The organism is Candidatus Nitrospira bockiana (assembly GCF_965152565.1).
Genome location: NZ_OZ224215.1, coordinates 4,084,277 through 4,107,635, shown reverse-complemented (window position 1 = coordinate 4,107,635; position 23,359 = coordinate 4,084,277). Strand labels below are relative to the sequence as shown.

The following is a 23,359-nucleotide window of genomic DNA, read 5'->3' as shown; positions in this document are numbered from 1 at the left end:
CCGTGGCCAAGGAGCGATCCCCGGTGTGGCGGCGAGGCTGGGACCTCATCAAGGAGACGGCCGATGAATGGAGCCAAGACCGCGCCCCGCGTCTCGGCGCCGCGCTCGCCTACTACACGGTCTTCTCGATCGTGCCCTTGCTCGTCATCATCATCGCCGTGATCGGGCTCGTGTTCGGCCAGGAGGCGGCCGAGAGCTACATCCTCGGTCAGATCGCCGCGCTGATCGGGCCGCAGACGGCGGCGACGATCAAGGACATGCTCGAGCGGGCGCAGCAGCCGTCCACCGGTGTGATGGCGACGGTCGTGGCCGTCGTCACGCTCCTCGTCGGCGCCTCGGCCGTCTTCGGGCAGCTCCAGGACGCGTTGAACACGATCTGGGAGGTGGAGCCGAAGCCCGGCCGCGGGCTCCTGGGTCTGCTCCGAGACCGGTTCATCTCGCTGCTGGCCGTGCTCGGGACCGGGTTTCTCCTCTTGGTCTCGCTGGTGCTGAGCGCGGCGCTCGCCGCCGTCGGACGATGGTTCGAAGCGTGGCTGCCGGTCCCGGAGGTCGTGCTCCACGCGCTGAACTTCGCGCTGTCCTTTGCCGTCATCACGATGCTGTTCGCGATGATGTTCAAGATGCTTCCCGATGCCCGGATCGCGTGGGGGGACGTGTGGATCGGGGCGGCCATGACGGCGCTGCTCTTCACGATCGGGAAGTTCTTGATCGGCCTGTATCTCGGCAAGAGCAACATCGCCTCGGCCTACGGCGCGGCCGGGTCCCTCGTCGTCATCCTCGTCTGGGTCTACTATTCCGCCCAGATCTTCCTGTTCGGGGCCGAATTCACCGCCGTGTATGCGAACCGCCTGGGTTCGCGGATCGCGCCCGCCGAAGGCGCCGTCCGCACGGAGCCGGCCGTTCATCAACAGGCCGGGTGAACCCGCCAGACGACCCTGCCGGCCGCACACCCCGCGAGGATCCACAGGCCCGCCGCGTGAACGTCACGCGGGCGGGAGTCCCCAGAGCGGCGCGGGCGGCGTCTCGAGGACCACCTCGACGTTCTTGGTGTTGAGATGGTCGATCTCGGTGACGTCCCGGCGACGGGTGATCGTGACGTCCAGCACGCCCTGGCCGACGCCGATGCCGCGAAGCTCGAGCCGCGGCAGCCAGGTCGGCAGATGGGGGGTCAGGAAGCAGCGCTGACGGGGCGCGTCGGGCACCAGTCCCAGAAAGAGCTGGGCGATGAGGATCGGGACGACGGCCGCCCAGGCCTGCGGGCTGTTGGCCTCTTCGTACGGCACCGGGAGCCCATGCGAGCGGTCCACTCCACAGAACAGCTCGGGCAACCGTTCGGCCTCGAACACTTCGGCGGCTTCGAGGATCGCCTCGATCAACCGGCCCCCGGCGTCGTAGAAGCCGTAGCGCCAGAGCCCGGCGGCGGCCAGGATCGTGTCGTGCGGCCAGACCGAGCCCAACTGATAGGACAGCGGGTTGTAGGCGGGATGCCGCGATGAGAGCGTGCGCAGGCCCCAGCCGCTGAAGAGATCCGGCTCCAGCAGTCGCCGCGCGAGCCGTTCGGCGCGGGGACGGGTCGGGAGCCCGCACCACAGGAGATGCCCGGGATTGGACGAAACGCTCCGGACCTGGCGCTTGCGACCGTCCAACGCCATCGCGTAGAAGCCGCGATCGTCCATCCAATACCGCTCCTCCACGCGCCGGCGCAGGTCGGCGGCGGCGCGCCGCAGGCGCTCCGCCTCCGCGGCTCGGCCCTCCTCGTCGAACAGCTCGGCGAGCGCCAACCGGGCGGCGAACAGATAGCCTTGCATCTCGACCGTCGCCAAGGGCGGTTCGGCCAACGCGCCGTCCTCGTGCACGATCGCGTCGCCCGAGTCCTTCCAGCTCTGGTTGTAGTAGCCCTGCTCGCTCCGGGTGGCGTACTCGAGGAATCCGTCCCCATCCCGGTCGCCCATCTCGTCGCACCAGCGCATGGCGGCCTCGGCCGTGCTCAGATGATCGCGCAGGACGCGCCGGTCCCCCGTCCACCGCCACGTGTGCCACAGGGTGAGGCAATAGAGCGCCGGCACGTCATGCGCCCCGTAGTAGGCGGAGTGGGGGATCCGCCCCAGTGCGGCCAGCTCGCCGCGGCGGACCTCGTGCGGCATCTTCCCCGGCTCCGCGTCGCGCCAGTCGTCTCGCTCCGTGGCCTGCAACCGTCCCAGGGCGGCGAGCGCGCCCAAGGCCGGCCAGAGCCCATCCAACCCGGACATCAGCGCGCTGATCAATGTGTCGCGACCGAACAGGGCCAGGAACCAGGGAACGCCGGCGGCCACGTAGGGGGCGTGGTCGGGCTGCGGGACGGCCAACGAGTAGAAATCCTGGACGCCGCGTTCGAACGGATTTTCGAGGAGCGGCGGCGCGCGGAGCGTGACCTTCCGATAGGCGTCCGCCGGGCTTGGCTCCGGGCCGTGCGGATCGGCGGACAGGGACAGGCGCTCCCCGTCGATCTCGGGAATCGCGTCCAAGCAGCAGGTCCATTCGACGTGCGGCTCGAGATCGAGGTCGAAGATGATTTGGGAGCCGGTATAGGACGGCTCGGCGCAGTGGCGACACGCCAGGTGCAGCTTGCGGGAGAAACCGGGGACCTCGTACGACAAGACGCCGCCGCACAGCACCGCGTCACGGCGGACGGTCAGCCGGGGACGAACGCTGTGGCGCCGGACCTCGAAGATATCGGAAAAGTCCGCGTCGAGCTGCAGCGTGAGGCGCAGCTTCAGGGGGCGCTCGTGATACGCGCAGAGGCGCAAGTCGTCGTGCAGGATCCCGTCCACGCGCCGGCGCAGGCTCAGCAGCACGTGGCCGCGCGGGATCTCGCCCCGCGCGTCCCGAAACGCCGCGTTCTGAAATTCCCACCGCGCGGTGGCGCGGCCGAGGAGCGATCGGCCCAACAGATGCCACGGCTGCCCGTTGACCGACAACCGATACGTGGAGAGCACCCGCGTGTCGCCGGCGAAGAACCCGTGCAGGTGATGGGCCCGGATCTGCGCGTCGGGCCCGCACGCGAGCGCCACGCCTCCGCCGTGCAGGACGGTCAGCGGATGCGGGACGCGGACCTCGCCGATCATCGGGGCGCGTACACGATCCCGGCGATCGTGCCCCACAAGGCATGAAGGAGCAGGCTGGTGGCGGCGAATCGGGGATTGCCGGTCTTCCAGCCCATGAACCCGAGACCGGAGATGGGCGCGACGAGCGCGCCCGCGAACACGGTCGCCAGCACGAGCCCCCACAGCAGGCCTTCGAGCGGCCGCGGCCACCCGAGGTTGGGGTCGATCACGGAGGCCCAGACGAAGACGAGCAGGACGCTGTTGATCAGATGGGAGGCGATCCCGACCAACCAGGCGATGGGGCTGTCGCTGACCATGTAGCGTCTTCCGAAGTCGGCGATGTCGATCGCGACCAGACCGGGGATTTGACCGGCCCACAGCCCGGCGACCGCCATGACGTAGCCGGCGATGAGGCCCGCGAGCGTGACACCAGGAAAATCAACCTCACGCCATGACAGCACGTCCATCGCTCGTATTCTATGCCTTCCGGCGTGTCCCGATCGTCGGCCTGCGACCTACAAACCGTGCCCGAGCAATTGCGGATTCTCCTCGATCTCTAGGTGCCCATCGGCCCCACGAACGTCGCGACAATGCGGCGGAGCAGCGACCCTCCGAACTCGATGCGACCGACCGAGGCCGAGACAATAACGGGGGAGAGGATGAGCGGCTGAGTGGCGGAGAGAAGGCTTTGGAAGGACACAGGAGGATGAACGCGGGGCAGGGCACAGGAGCCCTCCCCCGCGCGTAGAACACTAGCGGAAGTAGTCGAAGCTCCCGGAATCACCCGAGGTGCCCCAGGGGGCGAAATTCCCCGAGTGCTCGCCGGGCGGCACGTCCTCCGCGCGTGCAATCAGCTTGTTCACGACCTTGTTGGCGCCGCGGTCATACGCCATTTCGACGAGGTCCTCGGCTTCCTGCGGCGTATCGACGGTGCCGGTCAAGACGACGACGCCGTCCCGGACTCGGATGTGGACGTCGTCCGAATCGACGAACGGGTAGTTGTACTTGATGTCCCGCTCCAGTCGCTGCTTCAGCTTCCGATCCGAGTCCGTCTCCCCGCGGCCGTGTCGGCCGTCGCCCTGCCAGGCTCCCGCGCCTCGCGGGCCTTCGGGGCCGCTCCACCACGTGACCTTGTCCCACATGAAGTGCATGGCGCGTTCGTAGGGCGGGACGTTGCTCAGGTTGCGATTCGGAGAGTGGGCGATGATGTGCAACTGCATGCCCCGGCGATCCGAGTCGCCCGCCTCGCGGATCTGCCGTTTGATGTCCGCGACGGCCTCGGTGTCTCCTTGCTCCTCTTTCGCCCGCAGCAAGTCCTCTAGCTCCTCACGGCTCGGGTAGTTCGGGATCTTGTGCGTCGAGGGGTCGCGTACCGTCTCCGTCACCATGAAGTGGCAGGTGAAGTCGTCGTATAGAATCTCGGAATCCTTGTACACGGTGCAGTCATCCCCCCACCCGGCCAGGTACGTCCAGACCTTCGGGAGCGCGGGCCCTTCCTTTCCGGTGACGCCGTGCAGGTAGAGGTCCTTCGCGATGCCTCCGCTCATGAACGGCTTGTCGCCGTTGAACCGATTCATGAGCACGGTATAGGTGTGGCCCTTGGTGCGCACCGTCCCGGTGACCATGCCCGTGTTCTTGCGTTCATCGACGAGGATCAGGGCCGAGCTCGGGCCGGTCCAGATTTCGCGGCCCTCGTACCGCATGGAGTCGCCCGTGCGGCCCTCGCCGCCGACCAGATAGCCCCGCTCCGCCGTGATCTCGTAGTAACCGCGGCCATGGCTTGGAAACGGCGAGCCGCCGCGCATGCGGTGTTCCCGCTCCTGCCCTCGTCCGGTGTCGTCGTCGTAGGATCGCGCGGCCCACGACGGCGTGCTCATGGATCCGATCAGCAGTGCACTTGCGACCAGCAACGCCTTCCTCGGCGTGATACGGACTTTGCCAACTTGCATGGTGCCTCCTCCTTCCCTGAATCCATTCACATTCGGAACCATCACATGCACTGATCACATGTACTGATTCTCACAGTGGCCGTTTCGGGTGCTCCTTTCACTGTAAAGTCCACGCGTGGCCACCGCGCATCGGCGGACGTGAGATCGGGGGTCTGATACGGAAGGAGTCTGCCGCGGGGCAGCGGCTTACGAGGCAGCCCCAGGGTGGGTGTCGTCCGCGTCACGGTCTGAGAGCGGGTGCGGGAAGGATCGGCACGGGGAGGAGGACGTGCAGCGGCGGGTGAGGCCGAGCCATGGCGCGGCAGCGCCGATCGGGGGGCCGAGCGCGGCGCCGGACGGACGCACCGGCACGGTCGCGCTACGCGTTGAGCTGCTCTTTGAGTTCCTTCCCCGCCTTGAAGAAGGGAACTTTCTTGGCCGGGACGCTGACGGCTTGACCCGTCTTGGGGTTACGGCCTTCTTTCGACCGGCGCGCGCGCAGCCGAAAGCTGCCGAACCCGCGGATCTCGACCTTGTCACCCTTGTGGAGCGCGTCGCGAATCGTATCGAACATGAGATTGACGACGCGTTCGGCCTGGGCTTTCGTCAAGGTCGTGACCTGAAGCGACACGGCTTCGATCAAGTCGGATTTCGTCATACACTCTCCCTTGGTCGGCACGGTTGACTCCGCAGGTCTAAGCGAAAAACGAGGATTTGTCAAGGGGTTGGAGCTGGTTTTCGTGCTGCGGCGAGGCCGTGCGCTCAGAAAGTCGGCGCCGCCTCGGGCGGTGGAGCGGCCGTCAGGACCGGGTGATGGAGGCCCGTTCGATCAGCCACCGACCTCCTTGTTTCTTGAGGGTGAAGGTGAACGTCCCCGCCGCCGAGACGGTAAATCCAAGGAGCGCCTTCACGCCGTCGAGCTCGTAGACGCCCGTGACCTCCGCCGCGGTCGAGGTGGAAAAGTCGATCCGATGGATCGTCTTGCTGAGCGAGGTCCCCTTGAAGATCTCTTCGTGCTCCCGTGTCAGCAGGCGTGTGATGTCGGACCGGCCCGTTGCGGTCTGTCCCGTCGGGCTCACGAAATCACCGTCCGGCAGGACCAGTGCCGCCAGTGCGTCCGCGTCGTCGCGGTTCCACGCACGGATGAAGTCTCGGACGGTTTCTCTGACCCCGTCGAGATTCGCCGCCCGCACGGCCCGCTCCGGACCCGCATCCGGCTTGCCGGGCCCGGCCGCCACAGGACTCTTGAGCGGGCCGGCCGTCCCAAGCGCGACCGCCAGGCTGACTGCCGCCAGTGCCGGTGCCAGGCAGGCGGTCGGCCCGGCTTTCGAGCTCATCGGCGGCCCATTCGATTTCGTCTAGATCTCGTCACGGTCGGGTTCCTTCTCGATCTGCTCGAGCATCTCGGCCTTGCGTTGGCACTCGATGCACCGGCGGGCGAACGGGATCGCTTTCAGGCGCTCGGGGCTGATCGGCTCGCCGCAGTCCTCGCAGATCCCATACGTGCCTTCATCGAGCCGCCGAAGCGCCTCGTCCAATTGGTTCCGCGTGCGGTTGCGGACCTCGAGGATCGAGAGTTGTTGGTCGCCGGTCGCGTCTTGCAGCGATAAATCGCCCGGATCCGGGACGGATTGCTCCCGCTGGATCCCCTGATCAATCCGCCGCCGGGCGAGCAGATCGTCGATCTCGCGCGTCAGCACCTGCCGGCGCTCGAGCAACATCCGGCGAAGCGTCTCTTTCCGGTCGTCGTCGATGGCCGCCGCGCCGGCCGGCCGATGTTCCGTGTCGTGTCCGTTCATAGCACCTCCTGGGATGGGGTAGTCTATTGCGGCTCCCACGGAAAGAATGTCGGTGCGGCTGCAACGGGCTGTCGTTGCGCTCAGAAAGGTCGCGAAAGCCGACTCCCGACCCGTGGCCGACACGGCATGGCGAGAGCGCCGACGAGGTGTTCACGTGGAGGCCGATAGCCGCCGGTAGGAGATCGCTTATACTGGTCACCTACAAGGAGGACATCATGGCCAGATTGGGCAAAGGAGTTCGCGCCGTCGGCGTCACGCATTTCCCGCTCGAGCAGGAGCGGAAAAACCAGGCCCGGGTCCCGGATCGACAGGAAGAGGACGACCGGGCGGTACGGGCGCCGCATGCGAAGAAGGCGACGAAAAAATCCGCGGTGGTCCGCGCCGAACGCGTCAAGCCGTCCGAGGAACGTACGATTTCGAGGCGGGGCGCGAAGGGCGGCAAGACCGGCGGCTCGCGTGCCGGACTCCGTTCGCAGAGCAAGAAGCGAGGGCGGTGAGGACGAAGGGAAGCGGCAGGATGCCTCGCTCACCGGTCCGGGAGCCGCCGCGCAAGAAGCCGCCTCGCCGTGAACCGCCCCGGCCTCGCCCGCCCCGTCGAGACCCTCCGCCCGAAGAGCCGCCCCGTGAAGAGCCCCCTCCCGCACGCCGCCGATGAAGGTCCTCGTCACGGTGCGTCGACCCCGCCGCTGTGGATCAGGTTGACCCAGAGATAGTCCCACAGCAAGAGGATCAGCACTACGGCGACGACTGCGGCGATCGCCCAGACCGTCCGTGTCCTCATGGCCCTCCACCGGCTGGCGCTGAGCCGGCGTCTCTCTCCTTCTCGCCGCCGGGACCGGGACGATCCGACAGGCCTCGACCGTCGGGGTTCAACCGACAGACAGCGGCGGTCGCCTGCGGTAGGATGAGACATACGAAGAAACGAGAAAGGAGGAAGATGATGGTCCAACGACTTGTCTCGATACTGGTGCTCGGAGCCGCGCTCGTCGGATGTGCCGGAAAGGATCTCGCCCCCTCGACCCGGACCGGGAAGATCCACGACGTGCGCATCGGCCAGGACCTGAACCCCAAACAGGTATCCGTGCGCGTGGGTGACGAGGTGCGGTGGATCAACAGCCGGTCCGCGCCGGTCAAAATCGTCTTCGTCGATTCCTTGAGCGACAAGCTCGTCTGCCAGAACAGCTTCCGCTCGGGTCGCCTCATGTCGATGTTCTCGGATGAAGCCGGCAAGCTCAACGTCACCACGATCGAGCCCAACGAGTATGCGAGCCTGTGCTTCGCCTCGAGCGGGTCATACGTCTACAACGTCCGTATGGAATCGACGGCGGCGGGCGGCGAAGCCAACACGAGCGGCACCGTCCTCGTGGAGTGAGAGGCGCGCGCCCGGGGAGTCGTCGCGCCGCGCCTGCCGCGCCGAGCGTGATCGCCCGCCGGGGCCCGCTCGCCTCAGCGGCTCTGCGGCGTCGGGTCATACCCGCCGTAGTAGGACTGCGTGACCATCCCGACGACGACGGTGACGAGGAAAAAGATCAAGAAGAAATAGAAGGCGATCCGGAACGTGCCGATGTACGGCGTATTGAAAAACCCGAATCCGTACAAGGCCGTCACGATCGTGATGATCGCCAGTATCGCGCCCACCGTCATCATGGCCATCCCTCCTTCACTCGAGCAAGGCGACCGCTGTCTCGATCGCCGCGCGCGGCACCCCTGCACGGGACCTGCCGCTCGGGGTCGTCACGCCGGGCGGCGCCGCTCCCACAAGACCCGCCAGCCCCCGCCGAATCGCGCGCGCACCGCGCCGCGCATCGCGGCGAAGGCGGCGACCAGCACACCGACCAGGAGACTGTTCCACCGCGCCTCCGCCGGATAGGCCAACAGCCAGGGCGAGAGGATCAGCCAGACACCGACCGGGACGTTGGCCCAGCGGAGAGGTCGCATCACCTCTGATGTACTGATGATCGCCATACTGGCGATCATCGGCCCCAACACCTGATCGATCGTTCGGGCCGGTCCGCCGTACCCGAGCACGTCCGGCGCGGCCATCAGCCAGACACCGAGCGCGGCGTTCACGAGCTGGGGCGCCATACTGCCTACCAGTAGCCAGATCCGTACCCGGCCGTCTTCGGCTGGAGGGGGCGGCCGGCTCCTAGGACGGCCTCCGGATCCCGCGTTCGCGCGCCGTCTCATCGGAAACCCGCCGGGCTCGTGAGCAAGCGGTCGAATGGGGAAGCGGGCACGGTTGCCGCGGCCTCCGGACACGGTGTCGACCGGAGGACATCTTGTCGAGACCCTCAGGCGCCGCCGAGCCACGCGCTCCAGAGCGAGCGCCCGGCATCGTACTCCCGTCTCATGTGCTGGAGACTTGCAAGCACCTCATCCATGGCGGGGCCGATCATGACGAGCGACAGGAAGGCGGACACCAGACACAGCGAGCACCACGCGTCCAGGAGCACGGGCTGCGCGATGACGAGAAAAATGCTGACGAGCCCCAGCGGCCCGACCGCGATCCCGAAGAGCACGACCATCCACGGCATCGTGCGCCAGCGGGCGGGGCCTCCGATCAGCCCCGTGACGGCATCGAGCGCATAGGCGAACGCGCCCACCGCGGCATCGGGAATCGGCAGGACTTTCGAGAGCCAGGAGTGAAGCACTCGCTCGCTGCCGTCGCCGAAGAAAGGCTCCCAGACCGTCGCAACGATGCCCCACTGATAGAGCGCCAGGTAGAGGGCGATGGCGAAACCGAGGACGGCCACGCCGACGATCGGGAGCCGCTCGGCCCAGCTCGAGGGGTTGTAGCTCCATCCCGGCGGGCGATCGGCATGGAATCCTTCGCGCGGTGGCGTGGCGGGGCGCCCTTCCGACGTTCGATCGATCATCCCTCGTCCGTTTCTCCGCTTACTTGGCGATGGCGATCCCGGGCACGGCCGCGGTGATCGGCTCCTGGGTCATCTGGACCTCGATCGGCCCCGTCCTCGGATGCTTGTCGACTGCGTACTCGGGCTGCTCCAGCATGCCGCGTGCCAAGAATTGCAGGACGGAATTGAAGCGTCCAGGCTGATCCGGCTCCGGGCGCGGTGGGACGCCGGCCGTCGGGGCGGCCGGGGATTGATCGGGGGAGGACGATTGGGTAATGTAGCGCGCTCGTATGTCGGTTCGGACTTCCTGATGCGGCCACGATCGTCGGAACGGTATCGCCTCCAAGTCCGGGTGTTTTTCCAGGGTGACGGAGGGTTGGAAGGCGAAGGAGTCGTGGTCGATCTCTCCAGGGGCGGCTGCCGCGTCGAATGCGACCACCAACCGGCGAACGGCTCCGAGCTGAGGGTGTCGCTGTTCGTGCCCGACTATTCCTGGCCGATGACGGTCGAGCGGGCCCTCGTCCGCTGGGTCAAAGGACGGTCGTTCGGCCTCGAGTTTCTGAGCCTCCAGGACGCGCAACGGGCGCGGCTCAGCCGGTTCATCATGAGACTGAAGGAACAGGTGGGCCACTGAGCTCCAGCCGACGCCGCTCGCTCCTCCCCGCATCGCTCCACTCGGAGCGTCCCGCCGGAACAGCCGGAGCGTGAGCCGGATGGGACGGGAGACGCCGACCGGACGCGTCCGCCTCGCGCGCACGCGCGCGCACCGGGCCTTGTCCGGTTCCCTGTGGATCTACGCCGGCGAGATCGAGTCGATTCACGGCGATCCCGCGCCGGGCGACGTGGTCGACGTCGAGACGAGCGCGCGTCGGTTCTGGGCGCGCGGCCTCTTCAATCCCCATTCGAAGATCCGGGTGCGCCTCCTGACGTTCCTGGACGAGGCCATCGACGACACGTTCTGGGCCACACGCGTCGCGACCGCGGCGGCGCTGCGACGGCGCGTCGTGTCCGGAGCCACGGCCTATCGGGTCGTGCACGCCGAAGGGGACTTCCTGCCCGGGTTGGTGGTCGATCGGTATGCGGACGTTCTCGTGCTGCAGCTCCTCTCATTCGGGATCGATCGGCGAACAGCGCTGCTGGCCGAGCTCCTCCTCGCGGAGACGGGCGCGCGGGGCGTCTATCTGCGAAACGACGCCAAGACGAGACGCCTCGAGGGGCTGCCCCTGACCAAAGGCTTCCTCCGGGGCGGTCCGGCGACGAGGATCGAGATCGAGGAAGGGGGCGCGTGCTTCTCGGTCGACATCGAACACGGGCAGAAGACGGGGTGGTTCTGCGACCAGCGTGAGAACCGGCTGGCCGTGGCCGCTTTGGCGCCGGGAGCCGAGGTCCTGGACGTGTTCTGCCACACCGGCGCGTTCGGCATTCAGGCCGCACGCGCGGGCGCACGGGCGGTCCTCGGGGTCGATGCCAGCCGAGAGGCGCTCGCGCTGGCCGGTCAGCACGCCGAGATGAACGAGGTCGGCGCGCGCTGTCGGTATGAAGCGGCAGACGCGTTCGACGCGCTGCGCCGGTTCGAGCGCGGGCCCGGGTTCGATCTCGTCATCCTGGACCCTCCCGCCTTCGCCCGCAGCAAGCAGGCCGTTCCGCACGCGCTCGCCGGATACAAGGACATCAACCTTCGAGCGCTCAAGGCGGTCCGGCGCGAGGGCTTTCTCGCCACCTGCTCGTGCTCACAGCCCGTCAGCGAAGCCGAGCTCTGGACGACGATCGTGGACGCGGCGCGGGACGCGGGTCGCACGATTCGACTCCTCGAGAGCCGGTCCCAAGCCAAAGATCACCCGATGCTCGCCGCCATGCCGGAGACCCGGTACTTGAAGTGCTTCCTCCTCCAAGTCCTCGAATAGGGATCGGTGGTAAAGGGGTAAAGGGCTATGTGAGAGGCGCTCCTTCCGCTCCGCCCAATGGACCGAACGGACTCAACGGACGAAACCGACCTAACCGACCCCGGGCCAGCCTACCTAGTTATATAACCCACCACTATTATACGTAACTATTTGACTTATTTGACATTTCCTGTTTTTCCTACTAAGCTGCTTTGGCTAGGAACAATGGGTCTGGCACGTTGACATCGCTACAGCGGTCGGATCAGCGGCTCTCTCGCCGGATATTCGCGCAACTACGCCCCGCCCTCCCGCATCTGCTCATAATCTTGTTCTTGGGCCTGCTGTCGATTCCCCTGGCCTTGCTGGCTCCCTTGCCGCTCAAGATCGCGGTGGATTCCGTGATCGGCTCGCAGCCTCCCCCCGACTGGCTCAGGCTGTTCCCGATGGCGACGTGGGGGAAACAGGGCCTGCTGCTTGCCGTGCTGACCCTGTCGTTGTCGATCGCCGCACTGACGCACCTGCGTGGGCTCGCCATTTGGCGGCTGTCTTCCTATGCCGGGGAGCGCTTGATCTGCGAGTTCCGGGGCCGGCTGTTCCACCACTTCCAACGTCTGTCCATCGGGTATCACGAAGGCCGAGGCACCGCGGACCCCATGTATCGGCTCCAGCAAGACGCGGCCGCCATCAAGCACATCCCGATCGATGGATGTATTCCGTTCGTGACGGCGCTGCTGATGTTCGTCGGTATGGTCACGGTCACGACGGTGATCGATTGGCAATTGGCCGCGGTGGCGTTGACGGCCGCGCCGATCCTCTTCGTGCTCACCCGGGTCTGCGGCCGCCGGTTGCGGGCGCAATGGGCCTGCGTCAAGGGGACGGAGTCCCGCGCGATGGGCGTGGCCCACGAGGTGTTCGGCGCCGTTCGCCTCGTCAAGGCCTTCGGGACCGAGGCGCAGGAACAGGCCCGTTTTGCGTCGCGCATCGACCAGTGCCGGCTCGGCCACAACCGTCTCGCCGGGATTGCGAGCGGCTTCGACTTCGGCATCAGCATGGTGATCGCCTGCGGGACCACGGCGGCCCTGTGCATCGGCGTCCGGCACGTCGAGCAGGGGCTGCTCACGCTCGGGGAGTTCCTGTTGGTGATGGCCTACTTGGCCCAGCTCTATGGGCCGCTCGAGACGTTGACCAAGAAGATCGCCGAGCTGCAATCGTCGTTGGCGGGGGTGGAACGCGCGTTCGCCGTCCTCGACGCGCAGCCGGAGCCGGCCGAACGCCCGTGGGCGCGTCCGCTCGTTCGGGCCCGCGGGGGCGTGGTCTTTCACGATGTCTCCTTCGCGTACGACGGGCGCCCGACCCTCCATCGGGTCACGTGCACGATCCCCCCGGGAGCCCGGGTCGCGATCGTCGGCACGACGGGAGCCGGGAAGACGACGCTGCTCAATCTGCTGATGCGTTTCTACGACCCCACCGGCGGCCGGATCCTGTTGGACGGGATCGACCTTCGCGACTATCGACTCGCCGACCTCCGGCGGCAGTTCGCGATCGTGCTCCAGGAGCCGGTGTTGCTGTCCACCACGATCGCGGAGAACATCCGGTACGGCCGCCCCGACAGCACGGCCGAGGAGATCGCCGCGGCCGCACGAGCCGCGCAGGCCCATGAGTTCATCGAGCGCCTGCCGGAGGGGTATCAGACGCCGGTCGGCGAACGAGGCGCGAAGCTCTCGGGCGGCGAGCGGCAGCGGATCGCCCTGGCGCGTGCGTTCCTCCGGGATGCACCGATTCTCGTCCTCGACGAGCCGACCAGCGCGCTCGACGTCGGCACGGAGTCGGCGATCCTCGAGGGCCTCGAGTCCTTGATGCGCGGGCGGACGACGTTCGTCATCACCCATCGGCTGAGCGTGCTGCGGCACTGCGATCTTCGTCTGACGCTCGAGCACGGGCGCCTCCGCCATGCGGTCCAGGCGGCTCAGTGCCTGCCGGAGCCCGTCTCCGTCTAACGCCCGCCGCGTCGGTCGGCGCTCTCCCTCCTCCTTGCGAAATCCCTAGCCAGCGCCTCGTAGAAGAGATGCCGCTCGACGCTTGCCCGAGATGTGTACACGCTTTCCGTGCATTTGCTGATGTTTGCAGCGATCATCCATCAGCTAAAGATGGAGCGTGGGAAGTGCGTACGAACATGGGCCTTATGGAAAGAACGGTGTCCCTCTGGGCGTCCCTCTGATGGGTGGGGGATCGATCAAGACCATCGGCATCGTGCGAGCGCTGTTCCTCGGCGATCTGCTGTGCAGCGTACCGGCCTGGCGGGCGCTCCGCGCGGCGTTTCCGGAGGCCCGGATCAGTCTGATCGGCCTGCCCTGGGCGCACCAGTTCGTCGCACGGTTTCACCGTTATCTCGATGAGCTGATCGAGTTTCCCGGCTACCCGGGCTTGCCCGAGCGCCCGCTCGTACCCGACCTGTTGCCCCCCTTCCTGGCGGCGATGCAGAAGCGCCGCTTCGATCTTCTCATCCAGATGCACGGCAGCGGGCGCTCTATCAACCCTTTGGTGGCGTTGCTCGGAGCCCGCGACACCGCCGGGTTCGTCGTGCCCGGCGAGTATTGCCCTGATCCGTCCCGCTTCATGTCCTACCCGGACGACCTGCCCGAGGTGCATCGGCATCTCCGGCTGATGGAGTTTCTCGGCATTCCCCCCCGCGGGGACCATCTGGAGTTTCCCCTTGCCGCGGCCGACGAGCGGCGGTTCCGTGCGCTGGACGAGACGGCGTCGCTTCGGGCCGGCGACTACGTCTGCGTGCATCCCGGCGGGCGCGGGGTGAACCGGCGGTGGGCGCCCGAACGGTTTGCGGCGGTCGCCGATCGTCTGGCCGCGCGGGGCCTTCGGATCGTCATCACGGGGACCGCGGAAGAAGCCGGGCTGGTGCGGACCATGGTGGAGGCGATGCGCGCGCCCGCCGTCGATCTCACCGGCCGCACGGACTTGGGCACGTTGGGCGTTCTGCTGCGCGGCGCCCGCCTGTTGGTCGCGAATGATACCGGGGTCTCCCATGTGTCGGCCGCGCTCCAGGTCCCCAGCGTCGTCGTCGTGACCGGATCCGACCCGGTCCGCTGGGCGCCGCTCGATCGCCGGCGACATCGCATCTGTGTGGGGTCGGCCGCGACGGTGGACCGGGTGCTCTCAGAGGCGGAGCACCTGATCGAGGAGCATGCGGTAGAGGTTCGCGCGTGACGGGCGAGCGGTCAGGTCGCGTGAGGGTGTTCACCTGGCATGTGCACGGCAACTACCTCTTCTATCTCTCCCAGACGCCCCATGAATTCTATGTCCCGGTCGGCCGATCGGGCCCGGGATACGCGGGACGCGCGCCCGGGTTCCCGTGGCCGCCCAACGTGCACGAGGTCCCCGCCGAGGAGGTCGCGGATCTGGACCTGGACGTCCTGCTGTTCCAATCGAAGCAGCATTTCGTCGAGGACCAGTATGAGATCCTGTCCGAGGCGCAGCGCCGGCTGCCGCGGGTCTACCTCGAGCACGATCCGCCTCAGGAGCATCCGACCAATACCCGGCACATCGTCGACGATCCCGCCGCGCTGCTCGTTCACGTCACGCCGTTCAACGCGCTGATGTGGGACAGCGGCCGGACGCCCACCCGGGTGATCGAGCACGGGGTGCCGGTGCCCGGCGACCTCCGGTACACCGGCGAGTTGGACCGGGGCCTCGTAATCGTCAACGGCCTCCACCGGCGCGGGCGTCGCCTGGGGGCCGATGTGTTCGAGCGGGTGCGGCGGCGGATCCCGCTCGATCTCGTCGGGATGGAGTCCGAGTCGGCCGGCGGGCTCGGAGAGATCGCCCACGACGCCTTGCCGGCGTTCACGAGCCGCTACCGCTTCGTCTTCAATCCGATCCGCTACACGAGCTTGGGCCTGGCCGTCTGTGAAGCGATGAGCCTGGGCATGCCGATCATCGGCTTGGCGACGACGGAGATGGCCACGGCGGTCGAGAACGGGGTGTCCGGCTACGTCGATACGGACGTCGATCGGCTCATCGAGCGCATGCGCGAGCTGCTTCGCAGCCCGGAGCACGCGAAGCGGCTGGGTGAAGGGGCGCGCCGGACCGCGCGCCGGCGGTTCGGCATCGCGCGATTCGTCGAGGCCTGGCATCGGACGTTGGTCGAGGTCGCCGTGCGAGGGGCGGAGGCCGAGCGCCAAGGCGCGGCCGGTGAAGCCGCGCTGGCGGAGGGGATTCCACGATGAAACAAATCGCATTGATCAGCGAACATGCGTCCCCGCTCAGCGTCCTGGGCGGCGTGGATTGCGGCGGCCAGAATCTGTACGTCGGGCAGGTCGCCAAGGGCCTGGCCGCGATGGGGTATGACGTCGACGTCTTTACCCGCCGGGACAGCGAGATCCTCCCGGAGACCGCCGAGTGGGTGAACGGCGTGCGGATCGTGCACGTGCCCGCGGGACCGGCGTCCTTCGTGCGCAAGGAGGAACTGCTGCCGTACATGGAGGAGTTCACGGAGTACGTGCTCAAGTTCTGCCGCTGCCAGCGCAAAGCCTATGACTTGATCCATGCCAACTTCTGGATGTCGGGCCTCGTCGCCGCCGAGCTCAAGAAGAAGCTCGGCATCCCGTTCGTGATCACGTTTCATGCGCTCGGCCGCGTGCGCCGCCTGCACCAGCGCCAGGCCGATGAATTTCCGGACGCCCGCTTCGAGATCGAGGACCGCATCGTCCTCGAGGCCGACCACGTCGTCGCCGAGGCGCCCCAGGACGAAGAGGACCTGATCCGGCTCTACAACGCCGATCCGGCCAAGATCACGATCATTCCGTGCGGGTTCGACCCGACCGAGCTCTGGCCGATCAGCAAGGCGTTGGCCCGGATCTCGCTGGGACTGCCCCCGGACAGCCGCGTCATCCTGCACGTCGGCCGGATGGTTCCGCGCAAAGGCATCGAGACGGTGATCCGAGGGTTCGCCTGCCTCCTCAGGGACCACGGCGTGCAGGCGAAGCTGCTCATCGTGGGCGGCGAGTCGGATGAGCCGGATCCGGCCGTCACCCCGGAAATCGCCCGCCTTCAAGCCGTCGCCCGCGACGAGGGGGTGACGGAGCACGTCACGTTCGTCGGCCGGCGGGGCCGCGACACGCTCAAGTACTACTACAGCGCCGCGGACATCTTCGTCACGACGCCGTGGTACGAGCCCTTCGGCATCACGCCCGTGGAAGCGATGGCCTGCGGCACGCCGGTCGTCGGATCGAACGTGGGCGGCATCAAATTCACCGTCCGCGACAGCGAGACCGGCTACCTCGTCCCGGCGAACAATCCGCAGGCGCTCGCCGAAAAGCTCGCGCACCTGTACGGCCATCCGAAGCTCCTGACGGTGTTCAGCCGGCAGGCGGTCCAGCGCGCGAACGACTTGTTCACGTGGCAGAAGGTCACGAACGCGCTGTCCGCGCTCTACGAAACGGTGCTGCTCGCCAACCAACCCGAGCGCTGCAAGGAGCCGGACCAATTGGCCGCCGTCGATCAAGGGTTCGAGGCGGCGCTGGAGGTGATCCAGGAGTCCCGGCGGCGGTTGCGGTCGCTGGTGCTGGAAGCCGCGCAGATGGTGAGCGGCTGCTTCGCGCGCGGCGGCAAGGTCCTGATCTGCGGACAGGGCGACAGCGCCGCGGACGCCGAGTACCTGGCCGCCTCGTTCGTGAGCCGCCTTCGGTCGGCGGACCGCCCGGGCCTGCCCGCCCTCTCCTTGAACGCCGGCAGCGCCTATTTGCGGTCCGATGCGGCCTCGGACGCGGTCTTCGCACGGCAGGTCGAAACGTTCGGGCAGCCCGACGACGTGCTCATCGGGATCAGCACCGCCGGATGGTCCCGATCGCTCTATCAGGCCTTCAAGGCCGCGCAGGCCCGCGGCCTGCATACGATCGCGCTGCTCGGGCTCCAGGGTACGGAGGTCCGGCGGCTCGCGGACGTCATGCTCATGGTGCCGTGCTCCGATCGGCACTCGATCGAAGAGGTGCATCTCGTGCTCATGCACCTGCTGTGCAGCCTGGTGGACGAACGGCTCGCCTCCGGCGATCGCCTGGCGTGGCAGGATCAGCGGGTCCGGACGATGTGGGAATTGCCCCGGCGACCGCAGACCCGCCGCACGCGGGTCGGCGCCGCCCGCGAGGCGAGGAAATAGGAGGACAGGATGCCGGAACTGAAGCAACAGGTGGCCCTCGTGACCGGCGGCGGGCAAGGTCTGGGCGAGGCGATCTGCCGGTCGTTGGGCGAAGCGGGCGCGGTCGTCGCGGTCGCCGACCTCCGCATCGATCGGGCGGAGGCGGTGGCCGGAGCGCTTGCGAAGGACGGCGTCAGGACCTTGCCGATCATGCTCGACGTGGGTGATGAGGAGCAGGCGCGCAAGGCCGTGACGCGTGTGGGGGAAGCGTTCGGGCGGATCGACATTCTCGTCAACAACGCGGCAATCGACCGGACGGTCTCCATCGAGGAGCTCTCGTTCGAGGAATGGGATCGCATTCTGACGACGAACCTGCGGGGGCCGTTCGTCCTGTCCAAGATCGTGCTCCCGCTCATGAAGCAGCAGCGCCGCGGCCACATCGTGAACATCGTCTCGACCGCGGCGAAGCGGGCGTGGGCCAATGCCTCGGCGTACCATGCGAGCAAGTGGGGACTGCTCGGCTTCAGCCATGCGCTCCACGTCGAGGCCCGCCCGCATCAGGTCAAGGTCACCGCGGTCGTGAGCGGCGGCATGCGAACGCCCTTCTTGCTCGAGCGCTTCCCCGACATCGACACGACCACGCTGCAAGATCCTCGAAACGTCGCGGACACGATCCGCTGCATTCTGCAACTGCCGGCGGAGACCGTCGTGCCGGAGCTTATGGTCATCCCGATGCGGGAAACCTCCTGGCCCTAAGAGAGTGCTGAGTTGAAGAAGTGCTGAGTGCTGAGTCCTGAGTGCTGAGTAGTCCGAGGGGACTCAGGACGAAAGCTAGGGGAGTGCAGAGAGGAGTGCTGAGTTAGGGGAGTGCAGAGTTGACGAAGTTCAAAAAGACAGAAAGTGCTGAGTACTATCCTGAAGTGCTGACGGGCTTCGACTCAGGACTTAGGACCGATCACTCAGCACTCAGCACTCAGCACTCAGCACTTTCGGGAGGCACTCAGCACTCAGCACTCAGCACTGAGGAGAGGCACTCAGCACTGAAGAGCGCCGTCCTCCTCGACAAGGACGGGACGCTGATCGAAGACGTGCCCTACAACTGTGATCCCCGGCTGGTCCGGCTGATGCCGGGCGCGGTCGAGGGCCTGCGCCGGCTGCACGAGGCCGGCTATCTCTTGTTCGTCGTCTCGAACCAGGCGGGGATCGCCCACGGCCGGTTCACCGAAGGGGATTTCAGCGCCGTCCAGGACCGGCTGCGCCGCCTGCTCGCGGAAGCGGGAGTCCCGCTCTCGGGCTTCTACTATTGCCCGCACCACCCTGAAGGGACCGTGCCCGCGCACGCGGGGCCGTGCCGGTGCCGCAAGCCGGCGCCCGGACTGCTCGAGCGGGCGGCCGCCGAGCACCGCCTCCGCCTGGATGCCTCGTGGATGATCGGCGACATTCTGGACGACGTGGAAGCAGGCCGGCGCGCGGGGTGCACGACGATCCTGCTCGACAATGGGCACGAGACCGAATGGCGACTGGGCCGGTGCCGCTGGCCCGATTACCTGGCCCAGGATCTCCGGGAGGCGGCCTCGATCATCACCGGCGCCGAGCGGATGGCGGCGCCAGCCGTCCCGTGGCGGGACAGGAGCGGGAGCGTGCATGTCGGCTAATCGCTGGTCCCAAGCGCGGCGGCTCCTGTGCGTGCGCCTCGATACGCTCGGCGACGTGCTGATGACCGGGCCGGCCATGCGCGCGTTGAAAGAGTCGGCTCCCGGGCGGTCGCTCACGCTGCTGACCTCCGCGGCCGGTGCCGACGCGGCTCGGCTGCTCCCGGAGATCGACGAGATCCTCGTCTATGAGGCGCCGTGGATGAAGGCGACGGCGGCGCGCCGGACCAGCCGATCGGACTGGGAGATGGCCGGCCGGCTGCGGGCGGCCGGGTTCGACGGCGCGGTGATCTTCACCGTCTACAGCCAAAGTCCGCTCCCGGCGGCCCTGCTCTGCTATCTCGCCGAGATTCCCCTCCGGCTCGCCCATTGTCGCGAGAACCCCTACCACCTGCTGACCGACTGGATTCGGGAAACGGAACCCGAGACCTCGCTGCGGCACGAAGTGCGCCGGCAGCTCGATCTGGTCGCCGAGATCGGGGCTCGGACGCAGGACGAGCGCTTGTCGGTTCGAATGCCGCCCGCGGCGCTCGCCCGCATCGACGCCCTCATGGCCGATCGCGTCGACGACGGCCGGCCCTGGGTGGTCCTGCACCCGGGAGCCAGCGCCCCATCCCGGCGGTATCCGGCCGAGCGGTTCGCGGAGGTCGCCCGGCGCCTGATCGAAGAGCTCGATTGCGAGATCGTCTGGACGGGCACCGAGCCGGAATCCGAGCTGGTCGCGTCGATTCAGCACCGGGTGGGGCGGCCGACCCATTCACTGGTCGGGCTCCTCGACCTGGCGCTGTTCGCCGCCCTCTTGGCCCGCGCGCCGCTGCTGATCAGCAACAACACGGGTGCGGTCCATCTCGCGGCCGCGGTGAGGACGCCCGTCGTCGACCTCTACGCGCTCACGAACCCGCAGCATACCCCGTGGCAGGTGCCGCACCGGGTCCTCTTCCATGATGTGCCGTGCAGGTACTGCTACAAGAGCGTGTGCCCCGAAGGGCACCACGACTGCTTGGGACGGGTGGAGCCCGAGACGGTCGTGCGGGCGGCCGGCGAGCTGCTCGAGCAGACGGCGCGTGAAGTCAAGGGGCTTCGCCTTGTACACCCTCGGTATTAACGCCGCCTTCCACGATCCCTCGGCCTGTCTGGTTCAAGACGGACGGGTCGTGGCGGCGGCGGAGGAAGAGCGGTTCACGCGCATCAAACACGGCAAGCGCCCCGTCCCGTTCACCGCCTATGAGTTGCCCTTCCATGCCATCGACTTTTGCCTGCGCACCGCGGGCATTCGGTTGGTCGACGTCGATCACGTGGCCTATTCCTACGATCCGTTCCTCCTGCTCGGGGAACGCGGAGCGGACGAGACGATCAGCCTGCCGCTCCAGCCGAGCGCACGCCCGGTCCGGCATGCCTGGGAATCGCCGTGGGACCCGTTGTTTCTGTCCTATGTCGTCAACGCGCCGCGGCAGTTGGCCGCGGGCGCACCGCACCATCTGGCGGCGCGCTTCAAGGGCGCGCGCCCCGACGGACCCTACCGCTGGCATTTCGTCGCGCATCACGTCGCGCATGCCGCCAGCGCGTTCCACGCGTCGCCGCACGAGCGGGCCGCGGTATTGACGCTCGACGGCCGGGGAGAACGTGCGACCACCGCCTATCATCTCGGCCACGGCGCCCGATTCGAGCCGCTGGCCGAGGTCCGGATGCCGCATTCGCTGGGGTTGCTCTACGAACAGGTGACCACGTACTTGGGATTCCTGCATGCGTCCGACGAATACAAGGTGATGGCGCTCGCGTCCTACGGCAAGCCGCGGTATGCCGCGCAGTTCCGCGAGATCGTCCAGGTGCTCGACGGCGGGCGGTATCAAGTCGCTGACCCGCGCCTGGTCGAGCGGTTCGGGCCGGCCCGGGAGCGCGGCGGCCGGTTGGAGGAGCGCCACTATGATGTGGCGCGGTCGCTTCAAGTCGTCCTCGAGGAGACGGTGCTGGAGCTCGTGCGATGGCTGCACCGGGCGACCAAGGTGGACGCGCTCTGCCTGGCGGGCGGGGTCGCATTGAATTGCGTGATGAACGCCAAGATCCGCGACCACGGTCCTTTCGACGCCGTGTGGGTGCAGCCGGCGGCGGGCGACGCGGGCACCGCGCTCGGCGCGGCGCTGTGGGTGGATGCCTGTGAAGGTCGCCGGGGGACGCCGCGCGCCTACCGGATGGACCACGCGTTCTTGGGGCCCGCGTATGGGGACGACGAGATCGAGGAGTTCCTTCTCCGGTCGAAGGTGCGCTATCGCCGGCTGGCCAATGTGCCCGAGGAGACGGCCGAGCTGTTGGCGCGCGACCTGATCGTCGGCTGGATGGAGGGCCGCATGGAGTTCGGCCCGCGCGCCCTCGGCGGCCGATCGATTCTGGCCTCGCCGCTGTCGGCGTCGATGCAGGAGCGGCTCAACGCGATCAAGGACCGCGAAGATTTTCGTCCGGTCGCGCCCGTGGTCTTGGAAGAGGAGGCGGCGGAGTGGTTCACGCCCGGGCGGGTCTCCCCGTTCATGCTGTTCGTGGACGATGTGCGTGCGGACAAGGCCAACCGGATTCCGGCCGTGCGGCACGTGGACGGGACGGCCCGCGTGCAGACCATCAGCCGCGCGCAGCATCCCCTGTACTACGACCTGCTCCGTGCGTTCCGGCGCCGCACGGGCGTGCCCGTCCTGGTCAACACCTCCTTCAATACGCGCAGTGAACCGATCGTCTGTACCCCGCGCGACGCCCTCGAGTGTTTCTGGACCTCGCCGCTCGACGCGCTCGTGATCGGGTCGTTTCTCCTGGAGAAGCGACTCGAGAAGGGCTGAGTGCCGAGTCCTGAGTGAGAACGATGAGCACGGCGAAGGAACAGGACCACGAGCAGATCGACCTCTTTTCCTCGGAGGAACGGCATCAGTCCGCCGGCGAAGCGGCCTCGTGCGTGTCCGTCGCAGCGCTCAGCCCGTTGCCTTCGACGGTCGACACGGACCCGGTCCTTTCCGAGACACGGCGCTCCGCACGCGGCACTCGGCACTGTCTTGTCTCCGTGGTGGTCCCGACGTACAAGCGCCCGCACCTCTTGGACCGGTGCCTGGCCGCGCTGGTCTCCCAGATCTTCGACGCCGAGGCCTACGAGGTGCTCGTCGTGGACGACGGGCCGGACGAGGAGACGCGCCGGGTGGTGATGCGTTGGGCGCCGCGCCGTCCCGGCCTTACGGTCGCCTACCATGCGGTCACGGGATTCCATGGGCCGGCCGCAGCCCGCAACCTCGGCTGGCGGGCGGCGCAAGGCGCGATCATTGCGTTCACCGATGACGACTGCATCCCGTCGCCGGAATGGCTGGCCGCCGGGGTGCGGGCCTTCGAGCAACGCGGGGTGGCAGGGGTGTGGGGACGCATCATCGTCCCGATCTCCGCCGAGCCCACGGACTACGAGAAGTCCGTCGCCGGTTTGGAGAATGCACCTCTCGCCACCGCCAATTGCTTCTACCGACGCCAGGCGTTGGCCGACGTCGGAGGATTCGACGAGCGGTTCACCCGGGCCTGGCGTGAGGACAGCGATCTGCATTTTTCCGTGATCGAACGCGGCTACCGCTGCGTGCCGCAACCCGAGGCGGTGGTCGTCCATCCCGTTCGACCGGCCCCCTGGGGGGTAAGCATCCGCCTGCAGCGGAACAGCGTGTTCAATGCGTTGCTGTACAAGAAGCATCCGCGTCTCTACCGGCAATGGATTCAGGAGCATCCGCCGTGGCACTACTATACGATCACGGCCGCCTTAACGCTCGCCACGGTCATGGTCCTGTCCGGACACACCGCCGCCGCCGCGCTTGCGCTCATCGTGTGGGCGGGCTTGACGGCGGACTTCTGTGCGCACCGGCTGTCCCGGACCTCCCGGCGCCTGGGCCACGTCTTGGAAATGCTCGTCACCTCGGCCGTCATTCCTCCAGTCGCCGTCTTCTGGCGCCTGCGGGGGGCGGTGAAGTATCAGGTGCTCTTTCTCTGAGCGCCTTCGAAGCC

General features: G+C 67.5%; 23 protein-coding genes. 14 read left to right on the top strand and 9 right to left on the bottom strand.

Annotated elements, in window-relative coordinates; all coding sequences use genetic code 11:
• The first annotated feature begins 2 nt into the window (after positions 1-2).
• Positions 3-920: a YihY/virulence factor BrkB family protein gene (locus tag ACWHYV_RS20155; RefSeq protein ID WP_447978280.1), complete on the top strand. Its 918-nt coding sequence runs from the start codon at positions 3-5 to the stop codon at positions 918-920.
• Between the two features lie 63 nt (positions 921-983).
• Here the strand turns inward: ACWHYV_RS20155 and ACWHYV_RS20150 are convergent, their stop codons facing one another.
• From ACWHYV_RS20150 to ACWHYV_RS20125, 6 genes are all read right to left on the bottom strand, one after another.
• Positions 984-3,104, bottom strand: coding sequence for an amylo-alpha-1,6-glucosidase (locus ACWHYV_RS20150; RefSeq protein WP_447978279.1), 2,121 nt, complete (start codon positions 3,102-3,104; stop codon positions 984-986).
• Positions 3,101-3,550, bottom strand: a complete 450-nt coding sequence (locus ACWHYV_RS20145) for a hypothetical protein (RefSeq protein WP_447978278.1) — start codon at positions 3,548-3,550, stop codon at positions 3,101-3,103. Before ACWHYV_RS20145 ends, ACWHYV_RS20150 begins: the two co-directional genes overlap by 4 nt.
• A 285-nt stretch (positions 3,551-3,835) precedes the next feature.
• Positions 3,836-5,032, bottom strand: coding sequence for a BON domain-containing protein (locus ACWHYV_RS20140; protein WP_447978277.1), 1,197 nt, complete (start codon positions 5,030-5,032; stop codon positions 3,836-3,838).
• 358 nt (positions 5,033-5,390) lie between these two features.
• Positions 5,391-5,669 (bottom strand): integration host factor subunit beta, encoded by a 279-nt coding sequence (locus ACWHYV_RS20135; protein WP_447978276.1) that lies wholly within the window; start codon positions 5,667-5,669, stop codon positions 5,391-5,393.
• A gap of 142 nt (positions 5,670-5,811) precedes the next feature.
• On the bottom strand, positions 5,812-6,348 hold the full coding sequence (locus tag ACWHYV_RS20130; protein WP_447978275.1) for a YybH family protein: 537 nt from the start codon (positions 6,346-6,348) through the stop codon (positions 5,812-5,814).
• A gap of 21 nt (positions 6,349-6,369) precedes the next feature.
• Positions 6,370-6,810, bottom strand: a complete 441-nt coding sequence (locus ACWHYV_RS20125; RefSeq protein WP_447978274.1) for a TraR/DksA family transcriptional regulator — start codon at positions 6,808-6,810, stop codon at positions 6,370-6,372.
• A gap of 215 nt (positions 6,811-7,025) precedes the next feature.
• Here ACWHYV_RS20125 and ACWHYV_RS20120 point away from each other — a divergent pair, with 215 nt between their 5' ends.
• Together ACWHYV_RS20120 and ACWHYV_RS20115 are read left to right on the top strand one after the other, a co-directional pair.
• Positions 7,026-7,307: a hypothetical protein gene (locus ACWHYV_RS20120; RefSeq protein ID WP_447978273.1), complete on the top strand. Its 282-nt coding sequence runs from the start codon at positions 7,026-7,028 to the stop codon at positions 7,305-7,307.
• 440 nt (positions 7,308-7,747) lie between these two features.
• Positions 7,748-8,182 (top strand): hypothetical protein, encoded by a 435-nt coding sequence (locus ACWHYV_RS20115; protein WP_447978272.1) that lies wholly within the window; start codon positions 7,748-7,750, stop codon positions 8,180-8,182.
• A gap of 74 nt (positions 8,183-8,256) precedes the next feature.
• Here ACWHYV_RS20115 and ACWHYV_RS20110 read toward each other — a convergent pair whose 3' ends face one another.
• From ACWHYV_RS20110 to ACWHYV_RS20100, 3 genes are all read right to left on the bottom strand, one after another.
• Positions 8,257-8,457, bottom strand: coding sequence for a DUF1328 domain-containing protein (locus ACWHYV_RS20110; protein ID WP_447978271.1), 201 nt, complete (start codon positions 8,455-8,457; stop codon positions 8,257-8,259).
• An 87-nt stretch (positions 8,458-8,544) separates the two neighbouring features.
• On the bottom strand, positions 8,545-8,895 hold the full coding sequence (locus tag ACWHYV_RS20105) for an SPW repeat protein (RefSeq protein ID WP_447978270.1): 351 nt from the start codon (positions 8,893-8,895) through the stop codon (positions 8,545-8,547).
• 206 nt (positions 8,896-9,101) lie between these two features.
• On the bottom strand, positions 9,102-9,686 hold the full coding sequence (locus tag ACWHYV_RS20100) for a vitamin K epoxide reductase family protein (protein WP_447978269.1): 585 nt from the start codon (positions 9,684-9,686) through the stop codon (positions 9,102-9,104).
• Between the two features lie 289 nt (positions 9,687-9,975).
• On the opposite strand from ACWHYV_RS20100, the gene ACWHYV_RS20095 reads away from it, so the two are divergent.
• The 11 genes from ACWHYV_RS20095 to ACWHYV_RS20045 all read left to right on the top strand — a co-directional run bounded on the left by ACWHYV_RS20095 (position 9,976) and on the right by ACWHYV_RS20045 (position 23,345).
• Complete coding sequence (locus tag ACWHYV_RS20095) at positions 9,976-10,299, top strand: PilZ domain-containing protein (RefSeq protein ID WP_447978268.1); 324 nt, start codon at positions 9,976-9,978, stop codon at positions 10,297-10,299.
• Positions 10,300-10,378: 79 nt separating this feature from the next.
• A complete protein-coding gene (locus tag ACWHYV_RS20090) occupies positions 10,379-11,569 on the top strand; it encodes a class I SAM-dependent rRNA methyltransferase (RefSeq protein ID WP_447978267.1) in 1,191 nt (396 codons plus the stop codon).
• Between the two features lie 218 nt (positions 11,570-11,787).
• Positions 11,788-13,545 (top strand): ABC transporter ATP-binding protein, encoded by a 1,758-nt coding sequence (locus tag ACWHYV_RS20085; protein WP_447978266.1) that lies wholly within the window; start codon positions 11,788-11,790, stop codon positions 13,543-13,545.
• Between the two features lie 220 nt (positions 13,546-13,765).
• Positions 13,766-14,770 carry a glycosyltransferase family 9 protein gene (locus ACWHYV_RS20080; RefSeq protein WP_447978265.1) on the top strand — a complete coding sequence of 335 codons (1,005 nt, stop codon included), beginning with the start codon at positions 13,766-13,768 and terminating at the stop codon, positions 14,768-14,770.
• On the top strand, positions 14,767-15,789 hold the full coding sequence (locus ACWHYV_RS20075; RefSeq protein ID WP_447978264.1) for a glycosyltransferase: 1,023 nt from the start codon (positions 14,767-14,769) through the stop codon (positions 15,787-15,789). Before ACWHYV_RS20080 ends, ACWHYV_RS20075 begins: the two co-directional genes overlap by 4 nt.
• Positions 15,786-17,717, top strand: a complete 1,932-nt coding sequence (locus tag ACWHYV_RS20070; protein WP_447978263.1) for a glycosyltransferase — start codon at positions 15,786-15,788, stop codon at positions 17,715-17,717. Before ACWHYV_RS20075 ends, ACWHYV_RS20070 begins: the two co-directional genes overlap by 4 nt.
• Positions 17,718-17,726: 9 nt before the next feature.
• Positions 17,727-18,452: an SDR family oxidoreductase gene (locus tag ACWHYV_RS20065; RefSeq protein ID WP_447978262.1), complete on the top strand. Its 726-nt coding sequence runs from the start codon at positions 17,727-17,729 to the stop codon at positions 18,450-18,452.
• A 119-nt stretch (positions 18,453-18,571) separates the two neighbouring features.
• Positions 18,572-19,351, top strand: a complete 780-nt coding sequence (locus ACWHYV_RS20060) for a D-glycero-alpha-D-manno-heptose-1,7-bisphosphate 7-phosphatase (RefSeq protein ID WP_447978261.1) — start codon at positions 18,572-18,574, stop codon at positions 19,349-19,351.
• Positions 19,341-20,453 (top strand): lipopolysaccharide heptosyltransferase II, encoded by a 1,113-nt coding sequence (waaF, locus tag ACWHYV_RS20055; protein ID WP_447978260.1) that lies wholly within the window; start codon positions 19,341-19,343, stop codon positions 20,451-20,453. The genes ACWHYV_RS20060 and waaF overlap by 11 nt, the downstream gene beginning before the upstream one ends.
• A complete protein-coding gene (locus tag ACWHYV_RS20050; protein ID WP_447978259.1) occupies positions 20,413-22,170 on the top strand; it encodes a carbamoyltransferase family protein in 1,758 nt (585 codons plus the stop codon). The genes waaF and ACWHYV_RS20050 overlap by 41 nt, the downstream gene beginning before the upstream one ends.
• A 23-nt stretch (positions 22,171-22,193) precedes the next feature.
• Positions 22,194-23,345, top strand: a complete 1,152-nt coding sequence (locus ACWHYV_RS20045; protein ID WP_447978258.1) for a glycosyltransferase — start codon at positions 22,194-22,196, stop codon at positions 23,343-23,345.
• Positions 23,346-23,359 lie beyond the last annotated feature (14 nt).